Genomic DNA, 26,846 nt, shown 5'->3' on the forward strand with positions numbered 1-26,846 from the left:
TCAGGTGCGCTCCGTCTGGGTCAGGCGCGTATCGAGGGTGCGGCGCAGGCCATCTCCGAGGATATTGAAACCGAAGACCGCGAAGAAGATCGCGAAGATCGGGGCGATCATGTTGAACGGCGCCTCGTAGATGTTCTGGCGCGCATCCGCGATCATCTGGCCCCAGGCTGCCGTTTCCGAGCCGACGCTCATGCCGACGAAGGAAAGGATCGCCTCGACGATGATGGCGACGCCCATTTCGAGGCTCATCAGGGTAATCAGCAGCGGCAGCGTGCCGGGCAGAATTTCGCGGGTGATGGTGCGCCAGTGCGAGAAACCGACGAGCTGGGCGGCCGAAACGTAGTCGCGCCGGCGAAGCACGATCACCTCGCTTCGAAGCACGCGACAGAAGCGCGTCCAGTCGACCAGGACGATGGCGAGCACGACGTTGCGCAGCCCTGTTCCGAGGCCAACCATAAGGATGAGCGACAGGATGACCGGCGGGAAGGAGAGCCAGATCTCGACGATGCGGCCGATCACCCAATCGACCCAGCCACCGAAATAACCGGCAACATGGGCGAAGAAGGCGCCGATGATCATCGCGCCGATCGAGGCTGTAAACGCCACGGTGAGCGCCACGCGGGCGCCAAAAATCAGGCGGGAGAGGACGCAGCGGCCGAGGCTGTCGGTGCCGAGCGGAAACATCGCATCACCGCCATCGACCCACACGGGTGGCGTGAGGATCGAGAGGAGGTTCTGCTCATTCGGATCGTTCGGCGCCAGATAAGGCGCAAAGATCGCGCAGACGGCCAGAATGAAAATGATGACGAGGCCTGTCTGGACGCGGCCGGATCTCAGCCAGAGCGGAAGCGGTCGCATATCAACGCACCCTCAGTTTCGGGTTGAGGATCAGATAGAGGCTGTCGACCACGATGCTGATCACCAGAACTGCGACGCAATAGGTGAGCCCCGCACCCTGGATGATCGGCAGGTCGGCGTTGCGGATTGCATCGACCATCAGGTTGCCCATGCCCGGATAGGAATAGATGATCTCGACCAGCAGCGTCCCGCCGAACAGGAAGCCGAACTGCACACCCATCAGGCTCAGCGTCGGGAGGATGGCGTTCTTCAGGCCGTGGCGGATCAGGATGCGCTTTTCGGAAAGCCCGCGAAGCCGGGCCTGCTGGATATAGTCGTCCTGATAGGCATCGAGCAGGCTGGAGCGCAGCACGCGCATCAGGGATGGCGACAGCGCGATGCCGAGCGCCAGGCAAGGCAGGATCATGTGTTCCAGCGCGTTGAAGAAGGTCGAGAGCTTTCCGGTGATCAGGCTATCGAGCAGCAGGAAGCCGGTGACGACCGGGCGCTCGAAGCCGGGGCTGAGGCGGCCGGTGAAGGGCAGGACCTCGAAAAAGACGCCGAATATGAGGAGCAGGAACAGGCTCCAGAGGAATTCCGGAAGCGAGAGCAACAGGATCGAAATGAAATCCATCACCGCTTCGGCGCGGGTGCCGCGCACGTAAAACAGAAAAAGGCCGCCCGCGAGGCCGAAGACGGTGGCGACCACCATGGCAATGAGAGCCAGTTCGACGGTGGCGGGCAGTGTCGAGCCGATCAGGCTTGTCACATTCTGGCGGAAATGGATGGAGCGGCCGATATCGCCGTGGAAGAGCTTGTTCAGCCAGATGCCATACTGCTGATAGAGCGGCAGATTGAGTCCCATTTCGGTGCGCATGGCCTCCACTTCCTGAACCGTCGCATTGGGTGGCAGGGACATGGCGGCGGGATCAACCGGCAGGATGCGCAGGATGCAGAAGAGAAGCGCAGAAACAAGCAGCAGGATCGGTATCGCGGTGAGGACACGCTTTACCAAGAGCTTGGCAATGGTCGCAAACATGCGCATGCCCCGTATGACGATGTGAAGGAATGGGTCCGGGCGTACCCGGACCCCAGGATGGCGAGGTCAGTCGGTATCAGGACCAGGACATGGTGCTGCCCAGAACCCAGGCATTGCCATATTTGACGTAGTTCAGGCTCTTCTTGCGCACCAGCGTCTGGACGCTCTGCAGGATCGGGATATTGGCCCCGGTCTCGACAGCTTCCTGCGCGACGGCCTTATAGCCGGCAATGCGCTTCTCGTAGACCGGCTCGACAAAGAGCTTGAGGATCTTGTCGCCGATCTCCGGACCCTTCCAGGCGCCGAACGGCATTTTCGGGTTCATCAGATAACCGGAGAAGATCTCCGGGTCGCCGGTGGCGTTGTCGAAGCTGTAGAGGGTCGCTTCCGGCAGCTGTCCGCCGCGGTTCAGTTCGAAATATTTGGAATATTCGATCTGCTGCAGTTCGACCTTCAGGCCGACCTTCTGCCACATCTGTACCAGCGCCCGGGCAATATCGAAATCGCTCGGGAACTGGCCGTTGGTGGCTGCAAGCGTAAAGGTTGCCGGCTTGTCCGCCGTGTAACCCGCATCGGCCAGAAGCTTTTTCGACAGTTCCGGATCGTAGGCGAACTTGTAGTCGGGCAGGTAGCCCGGCGTCCCGGGCGTGGCCGGGACGGAGAGCGGCACGGCCGCGCCGCCGTAAAAGGCCTTGGAGAGCGCTGCCTTGTCGATCGCGTGATGGGCTGCAAGGCGGACGGCCATGTCCGTAAACCCCTTGTCGTTGCGCATCTGGAGGAGGATCAGACGGGTGAAGGGGTTGATCTCGGCGGTCAGGCCCTCGGTCTTGCCGAGGCGCTCGGCTTCACGGACCGGAATGTTGACGGTGAGGTCCACCTGGCCGGACTGGATGGCTGCGGTACGGGCCGACGGATCCTTGATGATGTCAATCGTGACGCGCTTGATCTTCGGCTTGGTGCCGAAATAGTCGTCGTTGCGCTCCAGCACGATGCGCGAATTCATCTGGTAGTCGACCAGCTTGTAGGGGCCGGTGCCGACCGGCTTCTTTGCAAATTCTTCCGGGCCGACGGATTCGATATACTTCTTCGGTACGAGATAGCTGCCGAGAAAAGCCAGCCACTGCGGCGCGGTCGGGGTCGGGGCGGAGAACTTCATCACGCCCGATGTCGGCGACAGGATCTCGATGTCGGTGAGGGTGCGCCAGGAATTGGCGATATCGAGCTTGAGGCCGGATTTGATGCGATCGACGAAGGTGTATTTGAAGTCCTCCATCGTCATCGGATCGCCGTTGTGGAACTTCACGCCGCTGCGGATCTCGAAGGGCATCGAAAGACCGTCCGGCTTCAGTTCCCATTTGGTGATGAGATTGCCGATGAGCTTCAGGTCCGGTGACTGGTCGAGCGGCTGGTCGAAAACCATCTTGAAGAGCGGCTGTGCATCCGGGACGAAGCGAAGGTTCGGGTCCCAGGACGGCACGTCGGACGGCCAGCCGATGGTGACGTTATCGGTATCTGCAGCGAAGGCGATTGTGGCCTGCGAAAGCACGGAGCCGCTGACCGCGGCAAGGCCGAGCATCTGCAGGAGATTTCTGCGGTCGATTTCAAAAGTCATGACGATCCCTCTGGTTCTGCCCGTCGATCGCGACCGACGGACCTGCGGCGGTTAGTGAAACGCAAGCCTGCAATCCTGCCAGGGGCTTCTGTTGATTTTCGATGCCGCTTTTTGCGGTCGTCCCCTTAACAATTGAGGGGATCGTAGAACGAGGTATAAATTACTTCAAGCCTAAAATTTCTTATCGTCGGAAATTGAGAACTCCGTCGACTTCTGCGTGTGGAGGGCCGGAAATGCCGGGCTTTTGGCGGCCTTCAGGTTGAGACCCCAGCGAGGATGGTCACCAAGGGAGCAAACTCAAATCCGGCCTCGTAAAAAGTCGTTGACGTCCTTTCCAATTATTTTATGCTTAAAATGTCTTTTAGACGAATGACGCCTCAACGCGACTGAAAGAGGGACGCTCATGATCGATCCGCATTGTCATTCCAGCAGCATCATGGTGGAACGCCCCGCGGCGGTCGCCTTCGAACTGATGTCGGACGGGCTGAAACAGGGCCAGTGGGCATGGGGCAGCCTCAATCGCACGGAGGTGGAGCCAGGCCTCTTCTGCGGCACCTCGACCTTTTCTGGAAAACAGACGTTCGTGCGGCTCAATGTCGATCGCTCCCGCTTCCAGGTGGATTACGAGGTCGGTGCGGCCAAGGACGCCATGCAGTTCCGCAACATGTCTCGCGTCATCCCGGGCGAACTGCTGCGCATGGGGCCGGACAAGTGCGTGGTGACGTTGCTGACCTGGCGGCTGGAGACGCAGACGGATGCGGAATGGATCCAGTTCGGCACGATCCACGAGGCCGAGATGTTCCTGATCAAGGGCATCCTGGAACGGGCATAAGGACAGAGCCATGCATTCTCCCTACCTCCTATTCGAGAACCAGGCGCTGAAAAACCCGGATGCGCCGATGCTGATCGCGCCGGTCAGCGCCAAACTGCCTTATGCGCCCGAGGGCTTTCGCCATAGCTATGGCGAGGTTTTTACCCGCGCCGGTCTTCTGAAGCAGAAGTTCGCGGCGGCAGGATATGGGATCGGGGCTCGCGTCGCCCTCCTCCTCGAAAACCGTCCGGAATTCTTCGACTACTGGCTGGCGCTGAACGCGATCGGCGTCTCGATCGTGCCGATCAATCCCGACCTGCGCCGCGACGAGCTGCTCTTCCAGCTCGACATGGCCGAGGCTCCGTTGATGGTCGTCATCCGCGAGCGGCTGGATGATCTGCGGGATGTATCGCCCGGCAAAGTGACGGTGATCGCTGCTGGTGACGACATTCCGCCTTCGCCGGAAACACGCGAGGCACGGCCCGGCGGCGCGGATGCCGAATGCGCGCTGCTGTTCACCTCCGGCAGCACCGGCAAGCCCAAGGGCTGCATCCTTTCGAACATCTATTTCATCGGCATCGCCGAATGGTACACGACGCAGGGCGGCATCGCCGAAATGGTCGAGGGAGCCGAAGTGGCGCTGACGCCGCTGCCGATGTTCCACATGAACGCGCTGGGCTGCACGGCCGTCGGCATGATCATGAAGGGCGGTGCGATCGTGCCGCTCGACCGGTTCCATTCGAGCAGCTGGTGGGCGTCCATCGCCGATTCTGGCGCGACGATCATCCATTGCCTCGGCGTCATCCCGGCGATCCTGCTGCAACTTCCGGCCGTGGAAGCAGAGCGGGCGCACAAGGTGAAATTCGCGCTGGGACCGGGCGTCGATGCCCGTCACAAGATCGAGTTCGAGAAGCGCTACGGCATCCCGATCGTCGAAGCCTGGGCGATGACCGAAACCGGCGGCCGGGCGGTAACCACCACCGCGGCGGACGACTATACGCCGGGCCTGCGCTGCATCGGCCGGCCGCGTGCCGGCATGGATTTCCGCATCGTCGACGATGCGGGAAATGATGCGGAAATCGGCAAGCCCGGGGAACTGCTGGTGCGTGCCAAAGGCGCGAACCCGCGCGACGGCTTCTTCAGCGGCTATCTCAACGACGAAAAGGCGACCGAAGAGGCTTGGGAAGGCGGCTGGTTCCATACCGGCGACGTCGTTTATGCCGACGAAAAGGGACTTCTTTACTTCTTCGACCGCAAGAAGAGCATCGTGCGGCGCAGCGGCGAGAACATCGCGGTGCTGGAAGTGGAAGCGGCCCTTGCCAAGGATCCGGCGGTCAAGGCCTCGGCGGTGACGCCGGTGCCGGATGATCTGCGCGGCGAAGAGGTTTTTGCCTTCATCGTCGAAGGCGAGGCCACCGGCACGGGCGAGCCGGCCGAGAAGGCGAAGCGGATCATCGAGGCCGCCGGCGCCCATATCGCCTATCACAAACTTCCCGGCTACGTGGTCTTCGTCGAAAGGCTGCCGGTGAGCTCGACCCAGAAGCTGCAGCGTGGCGAGATCAAGACGATGGCGGCAAAGGCGGTCGAGGATGGTTCGGCGATCGACCTCAGGAAGCTGAAGGCGTCGATCCGCAAAGCCGGATGAACTCCCTTACGGTTCCTCGTCAGTTCCGATATAGCATAAATAACAGCTTAAATCACGATATGGAGGCACGCATGACCCCGGAAAAGATCCTCTATGAGACGTCCGTTACCGCGCATGGTGGCCGGGAAGGAAAAGCGCAGAGCGCTGATGGCAGTTTCGCGGTCAATCTTTCGGTACCGAAAGGGCTCGGTGGCCCTGGAGGCGAGGGAACCAATCCGGAGCAGCTTTTCGCCGCCGGTTATGCGGCCTGCTTCCTTGGTGCGGTGAAGCTCGTGGCGCGAACGAGCAAGATCGCGTTGCCGGATGACGTTTCAATCACCGCCAAGGTCGGTATCGGCCCGGTGCCGGTTGGTTACGCGCTGGCGGTGGAACTGGTGGCATCCTTGCCCGGCATAGAGCGCTCGGTCGCGGAAGAGATCGTCGCCGGTGCGCATCAACGCTGCCCCTATTCCAACGCGACGCGCGGCAATGTCGACGTCAAACTGACGGTGGCCTGATGGTCGTTTCCCGCGCGCGGCAATCTTATGACGGCGTGGTTCTGGCGGTGCCGGTGACGGTACCCTACCAGCGCTATTCCATCGAGACCGCGCATTGGTGGATGGGAAAGGCGCTCAGGGCGCTCGCGGAAGGTGCCGGCATCAGCCACCGGGATTTCGATGGCTTTTCGGTCGCAAGCTTCACCATGGGGCCGGATGCGGCGATCGCGCTCACCCAGCATTTCGGGCTGTCGCCACGCTGGCTCGATCATTTGCCGATGGGCGGCGCCGCAGGTATCGCCTCGATCCGCCGCGCGGCGCGGGCGGTGCAGGCGGGCGATGCGGATATCGTCGCCTGCGTCGCAGCCGACACCAATCAGGTCGATACGTTCCGCAAGACGCTCGCCAACTTCTCCCGCTTTGCGCAGGATGCTTCCTATCCCTATGGCGCCGGTGGTCCCAATGCGAGTTTCGCATTGATCGCACGCCACTACATAAATCGCTACGGCGCCACTCGGGAAGACTTCGGCAAGCTTTGCGTCGCCCAGCGCGACAATGCGCTCAAAAACCCCGATGCGCTGATGAAGAAGCGGCTGACGCTGGAACAATATATGTCGGCGCGACCGATCGCCGAGCCGTTCCACCTGTTCGATTGCGTGATGCCCTGCGCCGGTGCGGAAGCCTTTCTGGTGATGCGCGAGGAGACGGCGGTCTCGCTCGGGCTTCCCTTTGTCCGGCTGCTGTCGGCTATCGAGCGGCACAACGCGTTTGCCGAGGATCCGGTGCAGGTGCGCGGCGGCTGGGTGGTCGATTGCGACGAACTTTACGGCATGGCCGGTTCGAAGCCGGACGACATGGATTTTGTCCAGACCTATGATGACTACGCAGTGATCTCGATGATGCAATTCGAGGATCTGGGTTTCTGCGCAAAAGGCGAGGGGCCGGATTTCGTGCGCCAGCACACATTCACGATCGACGGGTCCTTTCCGCACAACACGTCTGGGGGCCAGCTTTCGGTCGGCCAGGCGGGGGCCGCGGGCGGGCATCTCGGGGTTACCGAAGCGATGCGCCAGCTTCTGGGGACAGCGGAAGGCAGGCAGGTCGAGGATGCTAAGCTCGGGCTGGTTTCAGGTTTCGGCATGATCAACTACGACCGCGGGCTCGCCTCTGCGGCCGCCATTCTGGCGAGGGCGTGATGACCGAACCCTTCCTCAAACCGAAGCGAAAGAACCCGCTCGCCCGCACCACGCAGCCGCTGCTGCCGCCTCAAGCACGCAGCCGCAAGGCGCACGGGCTGACGCTTGCTGCCGCGACCGGCCGTTTCATGCTGCAATGCTGCGGCGAATGCGGACGCTACACCTATCCGGCGCGCGAGGCCTGCCCGAACTGCCTTTCGTCCGACCTGACGTTCAATGACGCGCCTGCCGGCGGCTCGCTGCTGTCGGAAACCCGGATAGAGGTCACCAGCGATCCTTATTTTCGCGAGCACATGCCATGGCGCACTGGGCTGGTTCAGCTCGATTGCGGGCCGATTGTTATCGTGCATCTGCATGGTAGTTGCGGCGGACCTGGTAGCCGGCTCAAGCTGTCCTTGCAGCTGGACCGGGCAGGACAGGCCGTGTTCTTCGCCAAACCCGTTTCGGAGACGCCGCACATGGAAGACGATCCCCAATGGCGCGAGATGACCGCCGACCCAAAGCACCGCCGCGTTCTGATCACCGACGGGCGCAGCCCACTTGCGCTGCCGCTGGTGCAGGCTCTTGGGAAAGCGGGAGCAGCCAAGATCTTTGTCGGCGTGACAGATCGCTGGAAACCTTTTGACCAGCAGGCGTCGCTGGAGACGATCGAAGGTGTCGAAGTCCTCAATCTGGACCTGACCAGCGAACGTTCGGTGCAGGAGCTGGCGATGGATATCGGCGCCAAGGTGGAGATCCTGATCAACACCGCCGATCACGTCCGGCCGGCGCATCTCTTCGATGTGGGTGCGGCCAATATAGCGCGCGAGGCGATGGATCATACCGTGATGGGATTGATGCGTCTTGCCCAGGCTTTTGGGCCGGTGATGCGCTCGCGCGGCGCCGACGGTGCGGCTGGGGCCGTTGCCTGGGTCAATGTGCTCTCGGTTCATGGGCTCAGCAATGCGCCACAGTTCGGCGTCCATTCCGCCGCGCACGCGGCGTGCCTGTCGCTGTCGCAATGGCTGCGCACCGAACTCAGGCCGGGCGGTATCCGGGTCATCAATGCATTCGCCGGACCGCTCGATACCGAATGGTTCCAGACGGTGCCGCCGCCGAAGGTGGCGCCAAGGGCTCTGGCCGATGCGGTTCTCGACGGATTGAAACGCGGATTGGAAGACATTTACGTCGGTGACGTCGCCAAGGACATCGAGGCGCGGCTGTTCGACAATCCGAAAGCCATCGAGCGGGAGGCTGGTCAATGAGCGGCGATATTCTGAGCAAATTCGCCGGAGCATTGGCGAGCGGTGCGGTGCGCGTCGTTGATCTCACCCATACCTTGTCTCCGGATTTTCCGGTCATCGTCATGCCGCCGGAACTGGGGCAATCCGCGCCGTTCCGGATGGAGCGGATTTCGCGTTACGACGGTGGCGGGCCGGCGTGGTATTGGAACAACCTCTCCTTCGGCGAGCACACCGGCACGCATTTCGATGCACCGATCCATTGGTATACCGGCCGCGACCTGCCGCTGAATTCCGTCGATACGCTGCCGCCGGCCGATATGATCGCGCCGGCCTGCGTGATCGATTGCTCCCAACAGGCGGCCGAGGATGCGGATTTCCTGCTGACGGTTGCGGATGTCGTGAAGTGGGAAGAACAGCATGGTCGCATTCCGCCGCGATCCTGGGCCTTCTTGCGCACCGACTGGTCGAAAAAGTCAGGTGCCGCCTATGCCAATCTGCAGGCAGACGGCGCCCATACGCCCGGACCGGATGCGGAGGTGATGCGCTTTCTGGTGGCCGAGCGGGATATCATCGGCTTCGGCACCGAGACGATCGGCACGGACGCCGGCCAGGCCGGACATTTCTCGCCGCCCTATCCGGCGCACCATTACCTGCATGGCGCCGGCCGCTACGGGCTGCAGTGCCTCACCAATCTCGACCAGCTTCCGCCCATGGGTGCGATGATCGTTGCAGCACCGCTCAAAATCCAGAACGGTTCGGGCAGCCCGCTGCGCGTGCTGGCGCTGGTTCAGGAACGCTCGACGGGATGAGAGCCGCTCGCCACCCGCCGGGCGGCAGTGTCATAGAAGCTCGTGAGCAGTTCCAGCATTTCCGTCGCCTCGCCGAGCCCCTGTTCCGCACGTTCCATTTTCTGGATCAGCGACACGAGAAGCTGCCGCCGCAGAGCCCGGTAATCCTGGGTGAGCTTGGTGCCCTTGCGGGTCGGCGTGTAGAGCGTGTCCTTGCGGGAGCGGCCCTTGACGCGTTCGATGAGCTGCAGGGTCTGGAGCTTCTTGATCGCATACTGAATGTTGGCGGTGTCGTCGCGGCCGAGGAGGCGGGAAATCTCGCCGAGCCCTTTCGGCTTGTTACGGTAACGGATCGTGTGCAGGATAGCGGTATCGAGACCGCTCAGGCCGGCGCCGGCAAGTTCGCTCGAGCATTCCGACTGCCAGCGCAGGAAGGCGGCGGAAATCCGCCATAACGACCATTCGAATTCGGTGAGGGCGGCTTCCGACATTTCGAGGGCCGTATCGCTCAGCGGGTTTTCGGGCGTGGCAGGCGATATCATGTGGCTCTCCGGGTTGTAATCGCGTCGCGAGTAAAGCCTTAAATTCTAGTTTTGACGAGTGCGAAACCGCATACGAAAGCGGACCAAACGAGGGAAATATGCGCATCTTCTGGCAGAGCTTCATCGATGCCACTGCAAGCGCCGCTTATATGACGCGGCTCTCGGATTATCTGAACGGTATTGCCGAGCCGGGCACGACCGTGGATGTCTTCGGCATCAGTCCGCCGGACCGTCATTTCGGGCGGCTGGCGGAGTTCCGTTGCGCGGCGATCGCCATCGACAACGGGCTGGAGGCGGCGAGCCGTGGATATGACGCGGTCGTCATCGGCCATTTTCAGGATCCGGGCCTCTATGAGCTCAAGTCGGCACTGACCATTCCCGTGATTGGCGCCGGCGAGGTCTGCATGCACTACGCCGCGCGGCTCGGCCGACGCATGGCGCTGGTCACCCTCGATGACGTCTTTCAGGCCTGGCATTACGAGCAGGCCGATCTCTACGGCCTCGGCGGTCGGGTGAAGCACGTCGCCGGCATGAACTGCGAGCCTTCGGATTTCAGCGCTGCCTTTGCGGGCGATGACGATGCGCGGCGGCGGATGCTTGCCAATTTCACCGCCTGCGCCGAACCGCTGGTGCGTGATGGCGCCGATGTCGTGGTGCCGGCAGGCGTGCTGCCCGGCCTCCTGGTCGGTGGCGAATACGGGTTCAAGGTGCTGCATGCGCCGGTCGTCAACACGGCGGCGGTGGCGCTGAAGAGCGCCGAGATGGACGTGCGGCTGCAGAAGATCAGCGGCATCGAGGTGAGCCGCGGGCCGTTCTGTGCGCTCGCCAGCGCGCATGCGGTCGAGGATTTCCGGACTTTCGTCGCCAACGGCCGTCAGGCGCCGCTGTTTCCGAGCGGCGCTTGAATTTGTTCGTTCTGCATGTCGTTATCCCAAAACCGCGTCACACTTTTGGGCGACATGCACGTCACATGGTCAGCATCAGGCGCCCGCGCGAGATGGCGCCTTTTTCCATCAGGCGGTGGGCTTCGGCTGCCTCCGACAAGGGCATGGTGCGGGCGACCTGGGGCTTGAGCAAGCCCGCGCCGGCGAGATCCATCATCCCTTGAAGCGCTGAGTTGTCGTCGGTGATCATTGCGCGGGTGACTTTGACGCCGAATTCCTCACCGCGGTCCCGGATCGGATCGGCGACCAGCCAGACCATGTGGCCGCCCTTTTTCAGCACCTTATAGGACTTGTCGTGGACTTCGCCGCCCATCAGTTCGAAGACGATGTCCTGGCAGGTGAGGATCTCGGAAAAATCCTCCTCGTCATAGGCGACGACGCGGTCGGCGCCGAGTCCGAGGACATAATCGCGGTTGGTGGAGCGGCAGGTGGCGGTGACATGGGCGCCGAGATGGTGGCAGAGCTGGACCAGCAACCCGCCGACCGCACCGGAACCGGAATGTATGAGAACCTTGTCGCCGGATTTGACTTCCGCGGTGCGCACCGCAATCCAGGCGCTGAGGCCGGCATTAGTGAGTGCCACGGCGTCGATGGTCGAGAGGCTGTCCGGAATTTTGACAGCATGCTTTTCATCGACGGCGATCATTTCCGCATAACCGCCCTGGGCAAAGACGCCGGCCATGACTGCGACACGGTCTCCGATCTTGAATTCCACCACACCGTCGCTGACGGAAACCACCGTGCCGCCGCCGTCGCGGCCGGGCACGCTCGGCATCGGCAGTGTGAAATGGTTTTGCAGATGCCCAGCGCGGAGCTTCCAGTCGAAAGGCGTGACGCTGGCGGCCTCGAGCTTCACCAGGATCTGGCCCGGTCCGGCGACCGGATCGGGCAGGTCGACATAGTGCATCACATCGGCCGGGCCGTGTTCGCTGTACTGGATGGCTTTCACGTCGTCACTCCTGGAAAATCGATGCGGCTTATGCGGAGCGCGCGGCGGCGACGTCGGCAGCGATACCGGCGCCGAGAAATCTCGTATCGCTTGAGAGCAGATAGAAGCTGATGCCTGCCTCCGACCATTTGCCGATGTCATCGGCGGAGGGGCGGAAGATGCCGACGGCCTTACCTGCCTTGCGGGCGGCTTTGGTGATCTTGAGAATGGCCGCGTCCAGCTTCTCGGCTCCATCCGGCCCTATCGCGCCGATCGAAACGGAGAGGTCGCCAGGACCGATGAAGACCACGTCGACGCCCTCGACGGCGACGATTTCCTCGACATTGGCGAGCCCTTCGGCGGTCTCGATCTGGATTGCGAGGACGAGGCTTTCATTCGCCGACTTCAGATAGTCGGGAATGCGGTAGCCGTAGCCCGCGGCACGTCCCGGTCCAACACCGCGTTCGCCAATCGGCGGATAGCGGGTTGCCAGTACGGCGGCCTTGGCCTGGGCGGCGGTCGAGACGCGCGGCACCAACACGCCGGCAGCTCCGGCATCCAGCACGCCGGCTATCGATTCCGAGGCGTGGCCCGGAACGCGCACCATGGCGGGCACGCGATGGACATCCGAAGCACGAATGAGGTTTTCGATCAGCTCGCGGCCGATCTGAGCATGCTCGGCGTCGATGCAGATGAAGTCGAGGCCGGCCGCAGCGGTCACCTCGATTGCGACCGGATGCGGGATTGCCGCGAATGTGCCGATGACGCGCTCGTGACCGATACATTTTCTGCGGAAGTCGCTCATCGGGATACCTTCTGAAATCTGCTGAAACGGCTTTGAAACCTGCGCCAAATTAAAGTTTAAGCCTAAAATTCTGGACGCTGCAAGTGAATTAAACAGTATACTGCAATTAACGATATCGCGCAGAGAAAAGGCAATTATTGTGAAAATTGCTTGAAATCTGCCAAAATCGGTATACGGTTTTCGGAGGAGATTTCTATGTTGAAGCCGAGCGACAATCTGGTGGATGCGATCTATGCCGATCTGCGGCTGAAGCTGCAGCGGAGCGCCGTTTCGCCGACCGACCGCCTGGTGGATACCGAAATCGCCAATGCCCACGGTATTTCCCGCATGCCGGCGCGCGAGGCGCTGCTTCGGCTGGTTTCCGAAGGGTATCTGGTCGGCACGACGCGCGGCTTTGCGGTGCGGGAATTGTCGCTGGAGGACATTTCCGGGCTTTTCGAGGTGCGCCGCCAGCTCGAGCCGCGCGCCGCAGCCTGTGCCGCCCGCGACATGACGCCGGAGATCGAGGCGGAGATCACGGCGGCGATGAACCGGGTGGAGCTGGCGCTGGGTGCGAGCGATATTCCAGCCCTGCTGGCGGCCAATGTCGATTTCCGCAATGCGTGGCTCAAGGCGGTCAACAATCCGCATATGGCGGCGACGATTTCCCGCTTCATCGATTATTTCCAGTCGGTGCGGCTTGGCACGTTCGCCGACCCGGCTACGGCCTATCAGTATATCGACGGTCTTTCCCGTATTCATGCGGCCTTCCTCGCGCACGACCCGCTGATGGTTCAGGACCGCATGACGCTTTTCATGTTCGCGGCGGAGGAAGCCTACCTCTCCGTCCGGCGGCGCCAGTTGGAAGAGGCGGAGACCGCGCGTCCCGCTCGCAGAAGAATACAAAAGAGAGGAACAGCATGATCAAGCCGCATCCGCTGAAAGGCCCCAGCAGACTGAAACTCGGCGTCTTTTCGCCGAATGCGGACGGGGGGCTTGCGATTACCGACGTGCCGGAGCGCTGGCAGGCACGCTGGGAAGACAATCTCAACGCCGTGCAGATCGCCGATCGCGGTGGGCTCGACTTTTTCCTGCCGATCGCCCGCTGGAAAGGTTTCGGCGGCAAGAACCGGGTGCGTGAATGGTCCTTCGAGACCTTCACCTGGGCGGCCGGCCTTGCTTCCGTCACCGAGCGGATCGGGCTGTTCATGACCGTGCATGTGCCGCTCGTGCATCCCCTTTATGCGGCGAAGGCGCTGGCGACCGTCGATCATATCAGCGGTGGCCGGGCGGGTCTCAACATCGTCTGCGGCTGGAACCCGAAGGAATTCGGCATGTTCGGGGTGCCGCTGGTCGAGAAGGGTTATGACCAAGCCGACGAATGGCTGGAGATCATGGAGCGGGCCTATACGTCGGACGCGCCATTCGATTACGACGGAACCTATTACAAGCTGAAGGACGTCGTCAGCCGGCCAGCCAGCCTGCAGTCGCCGCGGCCGGTCACCATGAACGCCGCCTTCGGCGGGCCGGGCCGGGATTTCGCGGCCAAGAACTGCGAATACCTGTTCACCACCTTCACCGAGATCGCCGAGGCCGGCAAGCATGTGGAAGACATCAAAGCCCGCGCGGACAAGCTCGGCCGCGACGTCGGGGCCTATACGGTCTGCCACGTCGTTTGCCGTGAAACCCAGCAGGAGGCCGAGGATTATTACGAGCGTTATGCCGTGACGATGGCCGATCACGCAGCGGTCGACGCGCACATGGCCGGCAAGAAGGAATTCACCCAGTCGCACGACAAAAATGCTTACGATCTTTATCGAAAGCGGTTTGCAGGCGGTGCTGGCGGCTATCCGTTGATCGGTACGCCGGAAAAGATCGTCGAAGACATGATCGCGATCGCCGAACAGGGGTATTCCGGCATCGCCATGTCCTTCGTAAACTACACCTATGAGCTGCCTTTCTTCTGCGATCGCGTCGTGCCTTTGTTAAGAAAAGCGGGGCTGAGGGTCGAATGACGATAAATATTCAAAGCGACGAGGTGGATGCGACACGGCTCGCCTTTCGGGAAGGCATGGCGCAGCTGGCGGCGGCGGTGAACATCGTCACCACTGACGGACCAGGCGGGCTTGCGGGCTTTACGGCGTCAGCCGTCTGCAGCGTAACGGACCGGCCGCCAACGCTGCTGGTCTGCCTCAACCGGTCGAGTTCGGTCGCCGGCATGTTCGAAAGAAACCGGGTGCTCTGCGTCAATACGTTGGCCGCAGGTCACGAGCCGATGTCGAGGCTGTTCGGCGGTTCGACGCCGCAGGATGACCGGTTCGCGGTAGGCGATTGGGTGCTTGCCGCGACGGGATCGCCGCGGCTTACCGATGCGGTCGTGTCTTTCGATTGCGAAGTGGAAAATGCGGTCGAGAGCGGCACGCATCATGTTCTGTTCTGCCGGGTCGTCGGGATTCTCCACGGCCCGGAAGATGAAGAAGCACTCGTCTATTTCCGGCGCCGCTATCATCATCTCAAGTGAGATGGAGACCTCCGCGGGAGTTTGTCCCGCGGAGGTCTTTGCATCACCTGGTCTTGGCGATGATCTCGCCTAGCACCATGTCGAAACGGTCGATCTCTTCCGCCTTGTTGTAGTGGACCATCGACACGCGCATGCAGCCCGTTTCCATGGTCAGCCCGAGGCGCTTCATCAGGCGCGGCGCGAACATATGTCCGTCGCGGCTGCCGATATTGTTCTTGCCGAGTTCGGCCGACAGATATTGCGGCGTCAGGCCCGGGATGTTGAAGCAGATGGTCGGAACGCGCTTTTCCACCTGCGCTTCGTCGGATACGCCGTAGATCGTCGCCCCGTGCTTCTTCAAGACCGACAGCATCTTCTTCGACAGCGTCTGCTCGTAAGCGCGGATGGCGCCCATGGCGGCGGCAAGCGCCTCGCGGCGGGAATGTTCGCCTTCGGGCAGGAACCTGCGGCCGAGGTCTTCGAGATAGAGTACGGCAGCATTCATGCCGGCGACGTTCTCGTAGGTGAAGGTGCCGACCTCGATCTTGTAGGGCGGCACGTCCGGAATGAAGTCTTCCTTGAAGGTCGGCAGCTTGACCAGCGCATCATAACGGCCCCAGAGGAAGCCCATATGCGGCGAAAAATTCTTGTAGCCGGAGCAGACGAGATAGTCGCAACCCCAGGCCTGGACGTCGATCAGCGCGTGCGGACCGTAATGCACGCAGTCGAGGAAGACCTCGGCGCCGGCCGCATGCGCCAGCTTGCCGACGGTCGCGACGTCGACGATCGTGCCGATTGAATGGGCGGTCACCGTGCAGGCGACCAGGCGGGTCTTGTCGTTCAGGAGCGGCTTCAGGTCGTCGGTATGCAGCATTCCATCTTCGCGCATCTTCCACCAGACGATCCTGGCACCGTCGGCCTCCAGCGCCATCCAGGTGGCGATGTCGGCATCATGGTCCATGTCGGTGACGATGATCTCGTTGCGCTCCTGGAGCATTTTTGCGATGCCGAGGCTGACGAGGCGGATGAATGACGTGGCGTTGAGGCCGAAGGAGATTTCCTCCGGGCGGTAGGCATTGACCAGCAGACCGACGGAGACGCGGGCTTCGGCAATGGTGCGGTCGACGCCCTGGCTGTGGAGATAGGGCGCCATGCGCTGCACGTTGCAGTCTACGAGATGGGCGGCGACCGCATCGACGACGGCCTGGGGCACCTGGGCACCGCCGGCATTTTCGAAGAAGATGAAGTCCTTGTATTTCTGGAGAGCCGGAAATTTCAGTCTGAGCTCATCGACCGGAAAAGCCTTGGCGAGGTTATCGCCTGCCGTGACATGCGTGTTCATGGATTTCTCCCAGGGTGTCGTATTATCGATGAAGAGGGATACAGGTGATAATAAGCCTCCCCCTATTTATGTTTGCTCGCAGCCTAATGAGCATTTGATCAAACTTTCAAATGTTCTATTGTGCCATTGGCATTTGATCAAGGGGAAACGCGTCGCGAACGGGAGATGGCCGGACGCCGCGAGACTTGAAGAACGCGGCCTGTTATGCGAGGCCTGGTTGTGATTTGAATGGGATCAGAGGGCAAGGATGGCGGATAGCGGGCTTTTGAAGGTCACGTCGCGCGTGACCGTTCAGGATACGGTTTACGAACAGCTGCGCCGGGCGCTGATGTGGGGTTCCTTCGCGCCGTCGCAGGCGATCACCATTTCGTCGCTGGCAACCGAGTTCGGGACCAGCCACATGCCGGTGCGCGAGGCGCTGCGGAGGCTTGCGGCGGAAAACGGGCTGGAAATCGGCCATAACGGCTCGGCCCGGGTGCCGGCGGTTTCGCGCGAGCGGCTCGATGATCTCTGCCAGGCGCGCATCGCGCTCGAGGGGCTGGCGACGGAACTCGCCGCCAAACATATGACCGACGAGGATATCGACCGTTCGGAAGTGCTTGCGCGCGAGCATGAGGAAACCGGCAAGGCCGGCGACGTCTACGGCATGCTGCGCAAGAACCAGGAGTTCCACTTCGGCATCTACGAGGCTTCGCGTTCCGAGGTGCTTCCCCAGCATATCGAAATGCTCTGGCTGCGGTTCGGCCCCTATATGCGGATGCTGACCAATTACGTGGAAAAGGAATTCGACAAGGGCGTCGTACACCCATTCTCGTCCTATCACTTCCGGATCGTCGCGGCGCTTCGCGAGCGCAACGGCGCGCTGGCGCGGGAGATGATGGTGGGGGACATTCTCGCCACTCAGTCGCATTTGAGGGATATGTCTCCGGAACTGCGCTAACCTCGGCGCGGCCGCCGGGGTTAGCTTTTAAACTCAAGGTTACTGGCCGAGGCCGAGCGAGGCGAGATACTCGACCGAAGCCGGGATCTTCGACTTATCCTTGATCTCGACGATCAGGCGCGGATTGCTGGTGAGATCGGCAAGTGCCTGGAAGACCGACGGCCAGAGGATATCGCCTTCACCAAGCGCCCAGTGGCGGTCTGCGTATCCGTCGGCGTCCTGCAGGTGGACGTGCTGCAGGCGGTTGCCGGCGGCCTTCACATAATAATCGACCGGCGGCGCGCCGGTGGAACCATGCGCGTAATGGGCATGGCCGGTATCGATCGAGACCGCGACGGCCGGCGAATTGAAGCTATCGGCGAGTGCCACGCGGACGTGCTGGTCGATGTCCTCGATGTTTTCCAGAACGATCACAGCGCCGATATCTTCGGCCTGCTTGACGGCGTCCCTCATCGTCAGATGCACGTGCTCGACGACGCGCTCGGACTCGCCCCTGTTGTTGTCGAGGTTGTTGTAGGACCAGGTCGTATAGGGGCTGTGGGCGACCATCTGCGTCGCGCCGATCGAAGCGCAGACGTCGAGGCCCTGCTTCAGGCGCTTGGCGACGACGGCGCGGATATCCGGGTCATTCGAGGCGATGGTGAAGCCCCAGAACGGGCCGTGGATGCCGAGGCGGCCTTCAAAACCGTCCAGCAGCTTCCTGGCGCGGGCGGCGAGCGGCGTCCAGTCGCCGTTCAGGACGTCGGCGGTGGTGAAATCCTGAAGTTCGAGATCGCGCTGTTTTTCGAAAAGCCAGTTGCGGTGAACTTCGAGCTCGCCAAGCGTCATGGCGGCGCCGATCACGGGGAGGGAAGACATGGAAAACTCCGTCAAAAATAAAGGAAATATCGGGGGAGGGACGCGCAGGAAGAAATCCGCGCAGGCTCCCCATCTCAGAATTCTGTGTCGACAGTATTACATTTGTAACACGAGATGATGAAATTTGCATGCGTGTTCAATTTCATCGAATCGCCAAGTTAGCGTCACGGAACTGATACACAGGCTGGCCAAATAGCCCCTGCAAATCAGGGGGTAGTCGTGAGCTGCAGCAAGACGCTTCTCATCGTTGTTCATCGGGGCGGGCGGCTTTCGCATTCGCAGCCCGAACGGATGGCGTGCCGTTGGCGGCCTAGGCTCTGCGAACCCCTTAGCCGTCACCGCTCAAGCTCGCAGGGGCTGATCGAGCTCGTCCATTAACCGAAGCCAAAGGACAATTTCCATGGTCAACTTCACCCGCCGCAGCACGCTCGGGCTTGCCGGCGTCGCTGCCGGTTCGCTGATCCTGCCGCGCTTCTCGTTCGCCCAGGGTGCCAAGCGCCCGTCGATCACGATCGCCGTTCAGAAGATCACCAACAACAACACGCTCGACATCTGGAACGAACAGTCGAACGTCGGCGAGCGCGTTTTCTTCCCGAACCTCTGGGAAGGCCTCATCCTGCGTGACTGGATGGGCAATCAGGGGCCGCTTCCGGGTCTTGCAACCGAATGGAAGCGCATCGACGACAAGACGCTCGAACTGAAGCTCCGCAAGGGCGTCAAGTTCCACAACGGCGACGAGTTGACAGCAGAAGACGTCGTCTTCAGCTTCTCCGCCCAGCGCCTGTTCGGCACCACCCAGCCTGCCGGCGGCAAGACCATCTTTGCCGACGACAACAAGCCGGTCACCGCCAAGGAATTGCCGGCCGCCATCCCGGGCATCGGCCGCCGCCTGTGGCCGGCACTTGCCGGCGTCGAAGCCGTCGACAAATACACCGTCCGTTTCCACAACGCGACGCCGGACGTCACGCTCGAAGGCCGCCTCTACGCCTTCGGCAGCCAGATCGCCAACCGCCGCGCCTGGGACGAAGCCAAGACCTACGTCGATTGGGCCCGCAAGCCGGTTACGACCGGTGCCTACATGGTGGGCGAATACAAGCCGGACGTCTCGCTGACGCTCGTTGCCTTCGACGAATACTGGGGTGGCCGTCCGCCGCTCGCTCAGATCCGCTTCGTCGAAGTTCCGGAAGTCGCTTCCCGCGTCAACGGCCTGCTCTCCGGCGAATACGACTTCGCCTGCGATCTGCCCCCGGACCAGATCGCCACCGTCAAGGCTGTCAAGGGCTTTGAAGTTCAGGGATCGACGATCAACAACCACCGCATCTCGGTCTTCAACACTCAGAACCCGATCCTCGCCAACCCGCTGATGCGCCGCGCCATGACGCATTCGATCGACCGCCAGGCGATCGTCGAAGCGCTGTGGGCCGGCCAGACAAAGATCCCGGCCGGTCTGCAATTCCCGTTCTACGGCCCGATGTTCGTCGAGGGCTGGAAGGTTCCGGAATTCAACGCCAAGCTCGCCCAGGACCTGATCAAGCAGGCCGGTTACAAGGGCGACGTAATCCCGTTCCGCCTTCTCAACAACTACTACACCAACCAGACCTCGAACGGTCAGATCATGGTTGAGATGTGGAAGCAGGTCGGCCTCAACGTTCAGATCGAAATGAAGGAAAACTGGGGTCAGATCCACGATCCGGCTGGCGTCAAGGGTGTTCGCGACTGGTCGGCCTCGGCCGCCTTCAGCGATCCGGTCTCCTCGATCGTCGCTCAGTTCGGTCCGAACGGCGAGGTGCAGCAGAAGAAGGACTGGACCAATACTGAGGCAAACCAGATGGCGTCGATCCTGGAAACCAGCACCGATGCAGCTGCCCGCAAGAAGGCTTTCGCCCGCATGCTGGAAATCTGCGAGCGCGAAGACCCCGTCTACCAGGTCCTGCACCAGAACGCCGTGTTCACGGGCATGAAGTCATCGCTCAAGTGGAAGGCTGCTCCGGCCTTCGCGATGGACTTCCGCTCCTCCAACTGGGCGATCTGATCGGATTGTTCTCCTCTGCTCCGGCGACCATGCGGCCGCCGGAGCGTCTGTTTTCAAAAACGGCAATGTCTTCGGTCCGGAACCGGCGGGAGGCAGGAGTATGGCGGGATATGGATAGAGCATCGTCCAATCTGGTGGAACTGCGTGACCTCAAGGTCGCCTTTGACGGCGTCCAGGTTCTGCACGGTATCGATCTCAACGTGGGCCGGGGCGAAGCGGTCGGTCTCGTCGGAGAATCGGGATGCGGAAAATCGGTGACGTGGCTTGCTGCTCTGGGACTGCTTCCCGGCAAGGCGAGTGTCAGCGGCTCCGTTCAGCTTGATGGGCAGGAACTCGCGGGCGGTCCCCGCGAGGCTTTCGAGCGGGTGCGCGGCGGCCGGATCGCGATGATCTTTCAGGACCCGTCGAGCTCGCTCAACCCGGTGCTGAGGATCGGCCGCCAGATCGTCGAGACTCTGTCGTTGCATCGCGGCCTCCGGGGCGATGCAGCCAAAAGAGAGGCGCTGCGGCTGCTGGACATGGTCGGCATTCCCGATGCCCGCCGCCGTTTCGATCTCTATCCCCACGAATTCTCGGGCGGCCAGTGTCAGCGGCTGATGATTGCCATGGCGCTTGCCGGTGAGCCGGACCTCCTGATCGCCGATGAGCCGACCACCGCGCTCGACGCGACGATCCAGGCGCAGATCCTCGACCTGCTGATCCAGCTCCGGGCTGAGACCGGCATGGCGACCGTGTTCATCAGCCACGATCTCGGCGCCGTTTCCCAGGTTTGCGAGCGCGTCTGCGTCATGTATGCCGGCCGGATCGTCGAGGAAGGCACTGTCGCCCAGCTTTTCTCCGAGCCGCGCCATCCTTATACGCGCGGTCTTTTCGACGCGATCCCGCGGATCGACGGTCCCCGCCACCGGCTCATCCCCATCCCCGGCACGGTTCCGAACCCGAAACATCTGCCCGAAGGCTGTTCCTTCCAGCCGCGCTGTTTTCGGGCGGTCGAGGCTTGTCGCAGCGAGCGCCCTGCGCTCGAAACGTCGGCCGATGGTCGGCAGCTCGCCTGCTTCCGGCCGGTTCCGGCCAATGAGCCTGTCGAGACAAGAACCAGAATGACCGAGGACATGCTGCAATGACCGCCCTTATCGAAGCGGACAATCTCGTCCGCGTCTATCAGATCCGTCGCGGCCTGTTTGCACAGCCGCACCCGGTGCGCGCTGTGGACGGCATTTCGCTGGCACTGAAGCCCGGCGAAACGCTGGGCGTTGTCGGCGAGTCCGGCTCGGGCAAGTCGACTCTCGGCCGGATGCTGCTCGGCATCGATGCCGCCCAGGGTGGCGAGGTCCGGTTCGAAGGCAAGCCGATGCCGGACCTGAAGACGCCCGAATGGCGCGCGCTGCGGGCCAAGATGCAGTTCGTCTACCAGGATCCGCTGGCAGCGCTCGACCGGCGCGTGACGATCGCAAAACAGATAGGCGAGCCGCTGGACATTCACAGGCTCATTCCGAAGCAACACCAGGAGGCCCGCGTCGCCGAGCTGATGACGGCCGTTGGCCTGCGTCCGGATCAGGCCGGGCGCTACCCTCACGAACTGTCGGGCGGCCAGCGGCAGCGCGCGGTGATCGCCCGCGCGCTTGCCGCACGTCCCAAGCTTCTGGTTTGCGACGAACCGGTTTCCGCGCTCGACGTCTCCATCCAGGCACAGGTCGTCAACATGCTGCGCGATCTGCAGGAGCAGAACGGCATCGCCATGGTGTTCATCAGCCACGACCTCAAGGTGGTGCGCAACATCGCCGACCGGGTAGCGGTGATGTATCTCGGCCGGATCGTCGAGGAAGGCTCTTCCGACGTGATTTTCCATTCGCCGCAGCATCCCTATACCAAGGCGCTGGTTTCAAGCGTGCCGGTGCCCGGCAAGATCCTCCAGGGACGCGTCATCCTCCAGGGCGAGCCGCCGAATCCGGCCAATCGCCCACTTGGCTGTGCCTTCCACCCTCGTTGCGCGCTGGCGCAGGACGTCTGTCGTTCCGTCGTGCCGCAGCTCCGCCCGATCGGCAACGGTCGCACGGCCGCCTGCCATGTCGTGGCCGGCGAAGCCGCCTCGATTGCGGCCTGAGAGGAGTTCCTGATGATCCGCTTCATAGCCGTCCGACTCCTTCGGGCAATGATCACCATCTTTGCCGTCGTCACCTTCGCCTTCGTCGTGCTGCGCATGTCGGGCGACCCGGCGCAGGTCATGCTCGGCCCGGACGTGCCGCAGGAAGCCGTCGATGCGTTCCGCCGTTCCTGGGGGCTCGACCAGCCGCTCTGGATCCAATACGTCGCCTATATCAAATCGATCTTCACCGGCGATTTCGGCGTGTCGATGCGTGACAAGGCGTCGGCACTGGATCTGGTGCTGCAGCGCCTGCCTGCGACGCTGCAGCTCACGCTGCCGGCGCTGCTTCTCAAGCTTGTCTTCGGCATTCCGGCGGGCGTCTATGCGGCGCTGCATCGCCAGAGCTTTGCCGATCGTGGCGTGATCCTGCTTGCGGTACTCGGCTTCACGATCCCGTCCTTCGTGATGGGCCTCCTCCTGGTGCTGATCTTCGCGGTCATCCTCGGCGTGCTGCCGTCCGGCGGCCAGGATACCTGGATGCACGGCATCCTGCCGACGGTGACCATGAGCATCGGCGGTATCGGCATCCTCGCCCGTTTCTCGCGCAGCGCCATGATCGAGGTGATGGGCCAGCCCTATATCCGCACCGCCTCCGCCAAAGGCCTGAAATGGGGCGACGTGGTCTGGAACCATGCGCTGCCGAATGCGGCGGTGCCGATCGTGACGATCGTCGGCTTCATGGTCGGTTCGCTGATCGCTGGCGCCGTGGTGGTCGAATCGATCTTCTCATGGCCGGGCATCGGCCGCCTGCTGATCGTCTCGGTCAGTAACCGAGACCTTGCCGTCGTCCAATGCATCCTGCTGATCATCGCCGCCGCGATGGTGGTTTCGAACCTGGTCGTCGACCTGCTCTACGGCTGGCTCGACCCCCGCCTTCGCTCCAACGCGGCGCATTGAGGATAAAGAGATATGGCTACGATCAATCTGTCGGAAACCGCGCGGACGCCGGGCTGGTATGCGACTTTCGTCACCCGCCTTCGCCGCAACGTGCCGTTCACCGTCGGTCTCGGCATTCTCTGGCTGGCGGCCATGGTGGTGGTTGCGATCTTCGCCGACCAGATCCGCCCCTACAACATCACCGCGATGGACCTGTCGAGCCGCCTTTCCCATCCGGGCGCCCTGAAACATCTGCTAGGTACCGACGAGCTCGGCCGCGACGTGCTTTCGCGCCTCCTCCAGTCGGTCCGGGTGTCGCTGATCATCGCCTTCGGTGCGACGATCCTGTCGGCGGTGTTCGGTACGGCGCTCGGCTTCGCGGCCGCGCAATTCCGGGGTGCGGTCGAGCATCTCGTGCTGGTGCTTGCCGATTTCCAGGCGGCATTGCCATTCCTGATCATGTCGCTCGCCGTGCTTGCCTTCTTCGGCTCGTCCATGGTGCTGCTCGTCTGCCTCATGGGTTTCTACGGCTGGGAACGCTACGCTCGCATCGCCCGCGGCCTGGCGATCTCGGCAAGCTCTCAAGGATACGCTGCCTCCGTCGTCCAGCTCGGTGCGACGCCGGCACGCGTCTATTTCCATCATATCCTGCCGAACGTCGCCTCGACCCTGATCGTCTCGATGACGCTGACTTTCCCGGAAATCATCCTGATGGAAAGCGGTCTTTCCTTCCTCGGCCTCGGCGTGCAGCCACCGGAAACGAGCCTTGGCAACATGGTGGGCTTCGGTCGCGAATACCTGACCCGCGCGCCGTGGATCATGCTTGCCCCTTCGGTGGTGATCATGCTGACCACGCTGTCGATCAGCATCGTCGGCGACTGGCTGCGCGACAAGCTCGATCCGACCCTTTCGTAGTCCCAAACGTGGCGTAATCTCAGGTGGCGGCCGCAAGACCGGCCGCCACCTGCATCTGTATTGCGGGGTGGAATTGCAACGGATCGTCAACGATCCGGCCGGAAACAGCGCTATTGCGGGCTGTTTCATAAACTCGCCACTTGAGTTTCTGCAATCATGCCGCTAAATCTCATGCCACCAGGACCGGGCCCCTCTGACAGTTCATCTCTGAGCTGTGATGTCGGACTGGATTAGTCCAACTTGGGTGCCTGGTGTTTGTGGAAATCATGTGACGACAACGGCGGTGACCTACACGGCAGGCGGAATGCAGGTCGTGAGCGTCTTAGGTTCGTCTCGGTCCACACGCGGGCACTCCCGCCTTTTTAAGAGATTGGGTGCCAAATGATGGAATTCTTTACGCCGGAGGCGTTGTCCGCGCTCCTGCAGGTTATCATGATCGACCTCGTGCTGGCCGGCGACAACGCGATCGTCATCGGTCTCGCGGCTGCCGGCCTGCCGAAGGAACAGCGATCCAAAGCCATTCTGGTCGGTATCATCGCGGCGACCGTGCTGCGTATCGGTTTCGCGCTTGCCACGACCCAGCTGCTGCAGATCGTCGGCTTGCTGCTGGCCGGGGGCGTCCTGCTTCTCTGGGTCTGCTGGAAGATGTGGCGGGAGCTGCGTACGCCGCATCATCATGAGGATACAGCCAGCGAAGCGCTGCTGGAGGCCGACCTCAACGCCGATGGCACGGTTGCCGGCGGGGCTCCGCGCAAGACTTTCGCCCAGGCCGCCTGGCAGATCGTCATTGCCGACGTCTCCATGTCGCTCGACAACGTGCTCGCTGTTGCCGGTGCTGCCCACGAACATCCGGGCGTGCTGATTTTTGGTCTGGTCCTGTCGATCGCGCTGATGGGTATTGCGGCGAGCTTCATCGCCCGCCTGCTCAACAAGCATCGCTGGATTGCCTATGTCGGTCTCGCCGTCATCCTTTACGTGGCGCTCGAAATGATCTGGCGCGGCTTTCACGAAGTTGCGCCCTATATCGGTGGGTAATGTCTTCCGGCGCGGCGGTCCTGCCGTCGCGCCGTTTCCTTCGGGACTTTAAAGCCCCGTCTTCGCTCGCCATTTGCCAAGCCGCTTTTCCCTGATCTCAACCAAAACTTATGCCGCGTCAGCAGAACCTATTCGTCAGGCTGCCGATCTGCTTTTATGTCTTCATGCCAAGCTGCGGTGCCCCATGCGCCGGCCGTGTTGGAGTGGAGGACGCGGGCTCGATTTTTGGAGGAGATGCGCCTATCCGCCGGGCGCGATAGATCGATCATCTAGGAAAAGCCATGACCGAACCCTGTTATGATGTCGCCCATCTCGGCCACGTCGAGCTTTATTCAGACCGTTTCGACGAGTCGCTCGACTTTTTCACCCGTGTCTACGGGTTGACCGAAAGCGGCCGCGAGGGCGACAGCGTCTATCTGCGCGCCTATGACGACTACGAATTCCACACGCTGAAGCTCACCAGGCATCACACCACCGGCGTCGGCCACATCGCTTATCGCACCTCGTCCGCCGAAGCTCTGGAGCGCCGCGTCAAGGTGATCGAAGAAAAGGGCTGGGGCGTCGGCTGGAGCGAAGGCGACCTCGGTCATGGCCGCGCCTACCAGTTCAAGAGTCCCGACGGTCACCTGTTCGAACTCTATTGGGACACCAGGGAATATGTGGCGCCACCGGAAGAGAAGCCGGCGTTGAAGAACATCGCCCAGCGTTATCATGGCCGCGGCGCGAGCCCGCGCCGCCTCGATCACGTCAATCTGCTTGCTGCCGATGTCAGCCTGATCCGCGAATTCATGACCACGGCTCTGGGCAGCCGGGTTACCGAGATGATCCAGCTCGACAACGGCCGGGTAGGCGGCTGCTGGTTCACTATCAACAACAAGACCTATGACCTCGCCTGCTCCGAGGACCATACCGGTTCGCACGGCCGTTTCCACCATGTCACCTATGCCTGCGACCAGCGCGAGGACATCCTGCGCGCCGCGGACATCTTCCTGGAAAACGGCGTTCATATCGAGTCCGGCCCGCACAAACATGCGATCCAGGGCACGTTCTTCCTCTATGTCTGGGAGCCCGCCGGCAACCGTGTCGAGCTCGCCAATGCAGGCGCGCGACTGATCCTTCGCCCCGACTGGAAGCCGGTCGTCTGGACCGAAGCCGACCGCAAGAAGGGCCAGGCCTGGGGGATGAAGACGATCGAAACCTTCCACACACACGGCACGCCGCCGGTGGCACACAAGTAAGTCAAGAGGCATCCCATGGCAAAGACAGCATTGGTCATCAGCGCCCATTCGGCGGATTTCGTCTGGCGTTGCGGCGGCGCGATCGCGCTTCATGAGGAAAAGGGCTACGACGTCACAGTCATCTGCCTGTCCTATGGCG

General features: G+C 62.0%; 27 protein-coding genes. 19 read left to right on the plus strand and 8 right to left on the minus strand.

The window, feature by feature from the left end:
* From AC1D3C_RS25545 to AC1D3C_RS25555, 3 genes are all read right to left on the minus strand, one after another.
* Complete coding sequence (locus AC1D3C_RS25545; RefSeq protein ID WP_477484849.1) at window positions 1-858, minus strand: ABC transporter permease; 858 nt, start codon at window positions 856-858, stop codon at window positions 1-3.
* Between the two features lies 1 nt (window position 859).
* On the minus strand, window positions 860-1,876 hold the full coding sequence (locus AC1D3C_RS25550) for an ABC transporter permease (protein WP_477484850.1): 1,017 nt from the start codon (window positions 1,874-1,876) through the stop codon (window positions 860-862).
* Window positions 1,877-1,952: 76 nt separating this feature from the next.
* Window positions 1,953-3,488, minus strand: a complete 1,536-nt coding sequence (locus AC1D3C_RS25555) for an ABC transporter substrate-binding protein (protein ID WP_038546946.1) — start codon at window positions 3,486-3,488, stop codon at window positions 1,953-1,955.
* Window positions 3,489-3,891: 403 nt separating this feature from the next.
* Between AC1D3C_RS25555 and AC1D3C_RS25560 the strand changes: the two genes are divergently transcribed.
* The 6 genes from AC1D3C_RS25560 to AC1D3C_RS25585 all read left to right on the plus strand — a co-directional run bounded on the left by AC1D3C_RS25560 (window position 3,892) and on the right by AC1D3C_RS25585 (window position 9,648).
* Window positions 3,892-4,320: a hypothetical protein gene (locus AC1D3C_RS25560; protein WP_038546944.1), complete on the plus strand. Its 429-nt coding sequence runs from the start codon at window positions 3,892-3,894 to the stop codon at window positions 4,318-4,320.
* Window positions 4,321-4,330: 10 nt separating this feature from the next.
* Window positions 4,331-5,944, plus strand: coding sequence for an AMP-binding protein (locus AC1D3C_RS25565; RefSeq protein ID WP_477484851.1), 1,614 nt, complete (start codon window positions 4,331-4,333; stop codon window positions 5,942-5,944).
* Window positions 5,945-6,015: 71 nt separating this feature from the next.
* Window positions 6,016-6,441: an organic hydroperoxide resistance protein gene (locus AC1D3C_RS25570; protein WP_038546940.1), complete on the plus strand. Its 426-nt coding sequence runs from the start codon at window positions 6,016-6,018 to the stop codon at window positions 6,439-6,441.
* Window positions 6,441-7,616 carry a thiolase family protein gene (locus tag AC1D3C_RS25575; protein WP_477484852.1) on the plus strand — a complete coding sequence of 392 codons (1,176 nt, stop codon included), beginning with the start codon at window positions 6,441-6,443 and terminating at the stop codon, window positions 7,614-7,616. The genes AC1D3C_RS25570 and AC1D3C_RS25575 overlap by 1 nt, the downstream gene beginning before the upstream one ends.
* Complete coding sequence (locus tag AC1D3C_RS25580; RefSeq protein WP_477484853.1) at window positions 7,616-8,860, plus strand: SDR family NAD(P)-dependent oxidoreductase; 1,245 nt, start codon at window positions 7,616-7,618, stop codon at window positions 8,858-8,860. The genes AC1D3C_RS25575 and AC1D3C_RS25580 overlap by 1 nt, the downstream gene beginning before the upstream one ends.
* Entirely contained in the window at window positions 8,857-9,648 is a 792-nt protein-coding gene (locus AC1D3C_RS25585; protein ID WP_477484854.1) for a cyclase family protein, read from the plus strand. Before AC1D3C_RS25580 ends, AC1D3C_RS25585 begins: the two co-directional genes overlap by 4 nt.
* Here the strand turns inward: AC1D3C_RS25585 and AC1D3C_RS25590 are convergent.
* A complete protein-coding gene (locus AC1D3C_RS25590) occupies window positions 9,627-10,169 on the minus strand; it encodes a winged helix DNA-binding protein (protein ID WP_247136785.1) in 543 nt (180 codons plus the stop codon). The genes AC1D3C_RS25585 and AC1D3C_RS25590 overlap by 22 nt on opposite strands.
* 98 nt (window positions 10,170-10,267) lie before the next feature.
* Between AC1D3C_RS25590 and AC1D3C_RS25595 the strand changes: the two genes are divergently transcribed.
* The gene (locus tag AC1D3C_RS25595) at window positions 10,268-11,074 is read left to right on the plus strand and encodes an aspartate/glutamate racemase family protein (protein WP_477484855.1); all 807 of its coding nucleotides are present in this window, start codon (window positions 10,268-10,270) and stop codon (window positions 11,072-11,074) included.
* Window positions 11,075-11,135: 61 nt separating this feature from the next.
* Here the strand turns inward: AC1D3C_RS25595 and AC1D3C_RS25600 are convergent, their stop codons facing one another.
* Window positions 11,136-12,062: an NADP-dependent oxidoreductase gene (locus AC1D3C_RS25600; protein WP_477484856.1), complete on the minus strand. Its 927-nt coding sequence runs from the start codon at window positions 12,060-12,062 to the stop codon at window positions 11,136-11,138.
* Window positions 12,063-12,090: 28 nt separating this feature from the next.
* A complete protein-coding gene (locus tag AC1D3C_RS25605) occupies window positions 12,091-12,846 on the minus strand; it encodes an HpcH/HpaI aldolase family protein (RefSeq protein WP_477484857.1) in 756 nt (251 codons plus the stop codon).
* A gap of 195 nt (window positions 12,847-13,041) precedes the next feature.
* Between AC1D3C_RS25605 and AC1D3C_RS25610 the strand changes: the two genes are divergently transcribed.
* The 3 genes from AC1D3C_RS25610 to AC1D3C_RS25620 are packed head-to-tail and all read left to right on the plus strand — an operon-like array spanning window position 13,042 to window position 15,346.
* The gene (locus tag AC1D3C_RS25610) at window positions 13,042-13,749 is read left to right on the plus strand and encodes a GntR family transcriptional regulator (RefSeq protein ID WP_051899878.1); all 708 of its coding nucleotides are present in this window, start codon (window positions 13,042-13,044) and stop codon (window positions 13,747-13,749) included.
* Window positions 13,746-14,840, plus strand: a complete 1,095-nt coding sequence (locus tag AC1D3C_RS25615; RefSeq protein WP_477484858.1) for an LLM class flavin-dependent oxidoreductase — start codon at window positions 13,746-13,748, stop codon at window positions 14,838-14,840. The genes AC1D3C_RS25610 and AC1D3C_RS25615 overlap by 4 nt, the downstream gene beginning before the upstream one ends.
* On the plus strand, window positions 14,837-15,346 hold the full coding sequence (locus AC1D3C_RS25620; RefSeq protein WP_477484859.1) for a flavin reductase: 510 nt from the start codon (window positions 14,837-14,839) through the stop codon (window positions 15,344-15,346). Before AC1D3C_RS25615 ends, AC1D3C_RS25620 begins: the two co-directional genes overlap by 4 nt.
* A gap of 43 nt (window positions 15,347-15,389) precedes the next feature.
* Here the strand turns inward: AC1D3C_RS25620 and AC1D3C_RS25625 are convergent, their stop codons facing one another.
* Window positions 15,390-16,667, minus strand: a complete 1,278-nt coding sequence (locus AC1D3C_RS25625; RefSeq protein ID WP_247137650.1) for a cysteine desulfurase-like protein — start codon at window positions 16,665-16,667, stop codon at window positions 15,390-15,392.
* A 247-nt stretch (window positions 16,668-16,914) separates the two neighbouring features.
* Between AC1D3C_RS25625 and AC1D3C_RS25630 the strand changes: the two genes are divergently transcribed.
* A complete protein-coding gene (locus tag AC1D3C_RS25630; protein WP_038546917.1) occupies window positions 16,915-17,607 on the plus strand; it encodes a GntR family transcriptional regulator in 693 nt (230 codons plus the stop codon).
* 39 nt (window positions 17,608-17,646) lie between these two features.
* Here AC1D3C_RS25630 and AC1D3C_RS25635 read toward each other — a convergent pair whose 3' ends face one another.
* Window positions 17,647-18,465, minus strand: coding sequence for a sugar phosphate isomerase/epimerase family protein (locus AC1D3C_RS25635; RefSeq protein WP_477484860.1), 819 nt, complete (start codon window positions 18,463-18,465; stop codon window positions 17,647-17,649).
* A 400-nt stretch (window positions 18,466-18,865) separates the two neighbouring features.
* Here AC1D3C_RS25635 and AC1D3C_RS25640 point away from each other — a divergent pair, with 400 nt between their 5' ends.
* The 8 genes from AC1D3C_RS25640 to AC1D3C_RS25675 all read left to right on the plus strand — a co-directional run.
* Entirely contained in the window at window positions 18,866-20,497 is a 1,632-nt protein-coding gene (locus tag AC1D3C_RS25640; protein ID WP_477484861.1) for an ABC transporter substrate-binding protein, read from the plus strand.
* Between the two features lie 110 nt (window positions 20,498-20,607).
* Window positions 20,608-21,621, plus strand: coding sequence for an ABC transporter ATP-binding protein (locus AC1D3C_RS25645; protein ID WP_477484862.1), 1,014 nt, complete (start codon window positions 20,608-20,610; stop codon window positions 21,619-21,621).
* Window positions 21,618-22,601, plus strand: coding sequence for an ABC transporter ATP-binding protein (locus AC1D3C_RS25650; protein WP_038546905.1), 984 nt, complete (start codon window positions 21,618-21,620; stop codon window positions 22,599-22,601). The genes AC1D3C_RS25645 and AC1D3C_RS25650 overlap by 4 nt, the downstream gene beginning before the upstream one ends.
* Window positions 22,602-22,613: 12 nt before the next feature.
* Window positions 22,614-23,540 (plus strand): ABC transporter permease, encoded by a 927-nt coding sequence (locus tag AC1D3C_RS25655; protein WP_038546902.1) that lies wholly within the window; start codon window positions 22,614-22,616, stop codon window positions 23,538-23,540.
* A gap of 12 nt (window positions 23,541-23,552) precedes the next feature.
* Window positions 23,553-24,434 carry an ABC transporter permease gene (locus AC1D3C_RS25660; RefSeq protein ID WP_038546900.1) on the plus strand — a complete coding sequence of 294 codons (882 nt, stop codon included), beginning with the start codon at window positions 23,553-23,555 and terminating at the stop codon, window positions 24,432-24,434.
* Between the two features lie 381 nt (window positions 24,435-24,815).
* Window positions 24,816-25,469, plus strand: a complete 654-nt coding sequence (locus AC1D3C_RS25665; protein WP_038546898.1) for a TerC family protein — start codon at window positions 24,816-24,818, stop codon at window positions 25,467-25,469.
* A 281-nt stretch (window positions 25,470-25,750) separates the two neighbouring features.
* The gene (locus AC1D3C_RS25670) at window positions 25,751-26,707 is read left to right on the plus strand and encodes a VOC family protein (RefSeq protein ID WP_477484863.1); all 957 of its coding nucleotides are present in this window, start codon (window positions 25,751-25,753) and stop codon (window positions 26,705-26,707) included.
* Between the two features lie 15 nt (window positions 26,708-26,722).
* Window positions 26,723-26,846, plus strand: a 124-nt coding sequence (locus AC1D3C_RS25675) for a PIG-L deacetylase family protein (RefSeq protein WP_477484865.1), incomplete at its 3' end; no start/stop codon positions are given.

The organism is Neorhizobium sp. P1_A6, assembly GCF_056406795.1.

Coding starts and splice junctions, on each gene's coding strand:
- AC1D3C_RS25545 (WP_477484849.1), bottom strand. CDS start 858: ATGCGACCGCTTCCGCTCTGGCTGAGATCCGGCCGCGTCCAGACAGGC.
- AC1D3C_RS25550 (WP_477484850.1), bottom strand. CDS start 1,876: ATGTTTGCGACCATTGCCAAGCTCTTGGTAAAGCGTGTCCTCACCGCG.
- AC1D3C_RS25555 (WP_038546946.1), bottom strand. CDS start 3,488: ATGACTTTTGAAATCGACCGCAGAAATCTCCTGCAGATGCTCGGCCTT.
- AC1D3C_RS25560 (WP_038546944.1), top strand. CDS start 3,892: ATGATCGATCCGCATTGTCATTCCAGCAGCATCATGGTGGAACGCCCC.
- AC1D3C_RS25565 (WP_477484851.1), top strand. CDS start 4,331: ATGCATTCTCCCTACCTCCTATTCGAGAACCAGGCGCTGAAAAACCCG.
- AC1D3C_RS25570 (WP_038546940.1), top strand. CDS start 6,016: ATGACCCCGGAAAAGATCCTCTATGAGACGTCCGTTACCGCGCATGGT.
- AC1D3C_RS25575 (WP_477484852.1), top strand. CDS start 6,441: ATGGTCGTTTCCCGCGCGCGGCAATCTTATGACGGCGTGGTTCTGGCG.
- AC1D3C_RS25580 (WP_477484853.1), top strand. CDS start 7,616: ATGACCGAACCCTTCCTCAAACCGAAGCGAAAGAACCCGCTCGCCCGC.
- AC1D3C_RS25585 (WP_477484854.1), top strand. CDS start 8,857: ATGAGCGGCGATATTCTGAGCAAATTCGCCGGAGCATTGGCGAGCGGT.
- AC1D3C_RS25590 (WP_247136785.1), bottom strand. CDS start 10,169: ATGATATCGCCTGCCACGCCCGAAAACCCGCTGAGCGATACGGCCCTC.
- AC1D3C_RS25595 (WP_477484855.1), top strand. CDS start 10,268: ATGCGCATCTTCTGGCAGAGCTTCATCGATGCCACTGCAAGCGCCGCT.
- AC1D3C_RS25605 (WP_477484857.1), bottom strand. CDS start 12,846: ATGAGCGACTTCCGCAGAAAATGTATCGGTCACGAGCGCGTCATCGGC.
- AC1D3C_RS25610 (WP_051899878.1), top strand. CDS start 13,042: ATGTTGAAGCCGAGCGACAATCTGGTGGATGCGATCTATGCCGATCTG.
- AC1D3C_RS25615 (WP_477484858.1), top strand. CDS start 13,746: ATGATCAAGCCGCATCCGCTGAAAGGCCCCAGCAGACTGAAACTCGGC.
- AC1D3C_RS25620 (WP_477484859.1), top strand. CDS start 14,837: ATGACGATAAATATTCAAAGCGACGAGGTGGATGCGACACGGCTCGCC.
- AC1D3C_RS25625 (WP_247137650.1), bottom strand. CDS start 16,667: ATGAACACGCATGTCACGGCAGGCGATAACCTCGCCAAGGCTTTTCCG.
- AC1D3C_RS25630 (WP_038546917.1), top strand. CDS start 16,915: ATGGCGGATAGCGGGCTTTTGAAGGTCACGTCGCGCGTGACCGTTCAG.
- AC1D3C_RS25635 (WP_477484860.1), bottom strand. CDS start 18,465: ATGTCTTCCCTCCCCGTGATCGGCGCCGCCATGACGCTTGGCGAGCTC.
- AC1D3C_RS25640 (WP_477484861.1), top strand. CDS start 18,866: ATGGTCAACTTCACCCGCCGCAGCACGCTCGGGCTTGCCGGCGTCGCT.
- AC1D3C_RS25645 (WP_477484862.1), top strand. CDS start 20,608: ATGGATAGAGCATCGTCCAATCTGGTGGAACTGCGTGACCTCAAGGTC.
- AC1D3C_RS25650 (WP_038546905.1), top strand. CDS start 21,618: ATGACCGCCCTTATCGAAGCGGACAATCTCGTCCGCGTCTATCAGATC.
- AC1D3C_RS25655 (WP_038546902.1), top strand. CDS start 22,614: ATGATCCGCTTCATAGCCGTCCGACTCCTTCGGGCAATGATCACCATC.
- AC1D3C_RS25660 (WP_038546900.1), top strand. CDS start 23,553: ATGGCTACGATCAATCTGTCGGAAACCGCGCGGACGCCGGGCTGGTAT.
- AC1D3C_RS25665 (WP_038546898.1), top strand. CDS start 24,816: ATGATGGAATTCTTTACGCCGGAGGCGTTGTCCGCGCTCCTGCAGGTT.
- AC1D3C_RS25670 (WP_477484863.1), top strand. CDS start 25,751: ATGACCGAACCCTGTTATGATGTCGCCCATCTCGGCCACGTCGAGCTT.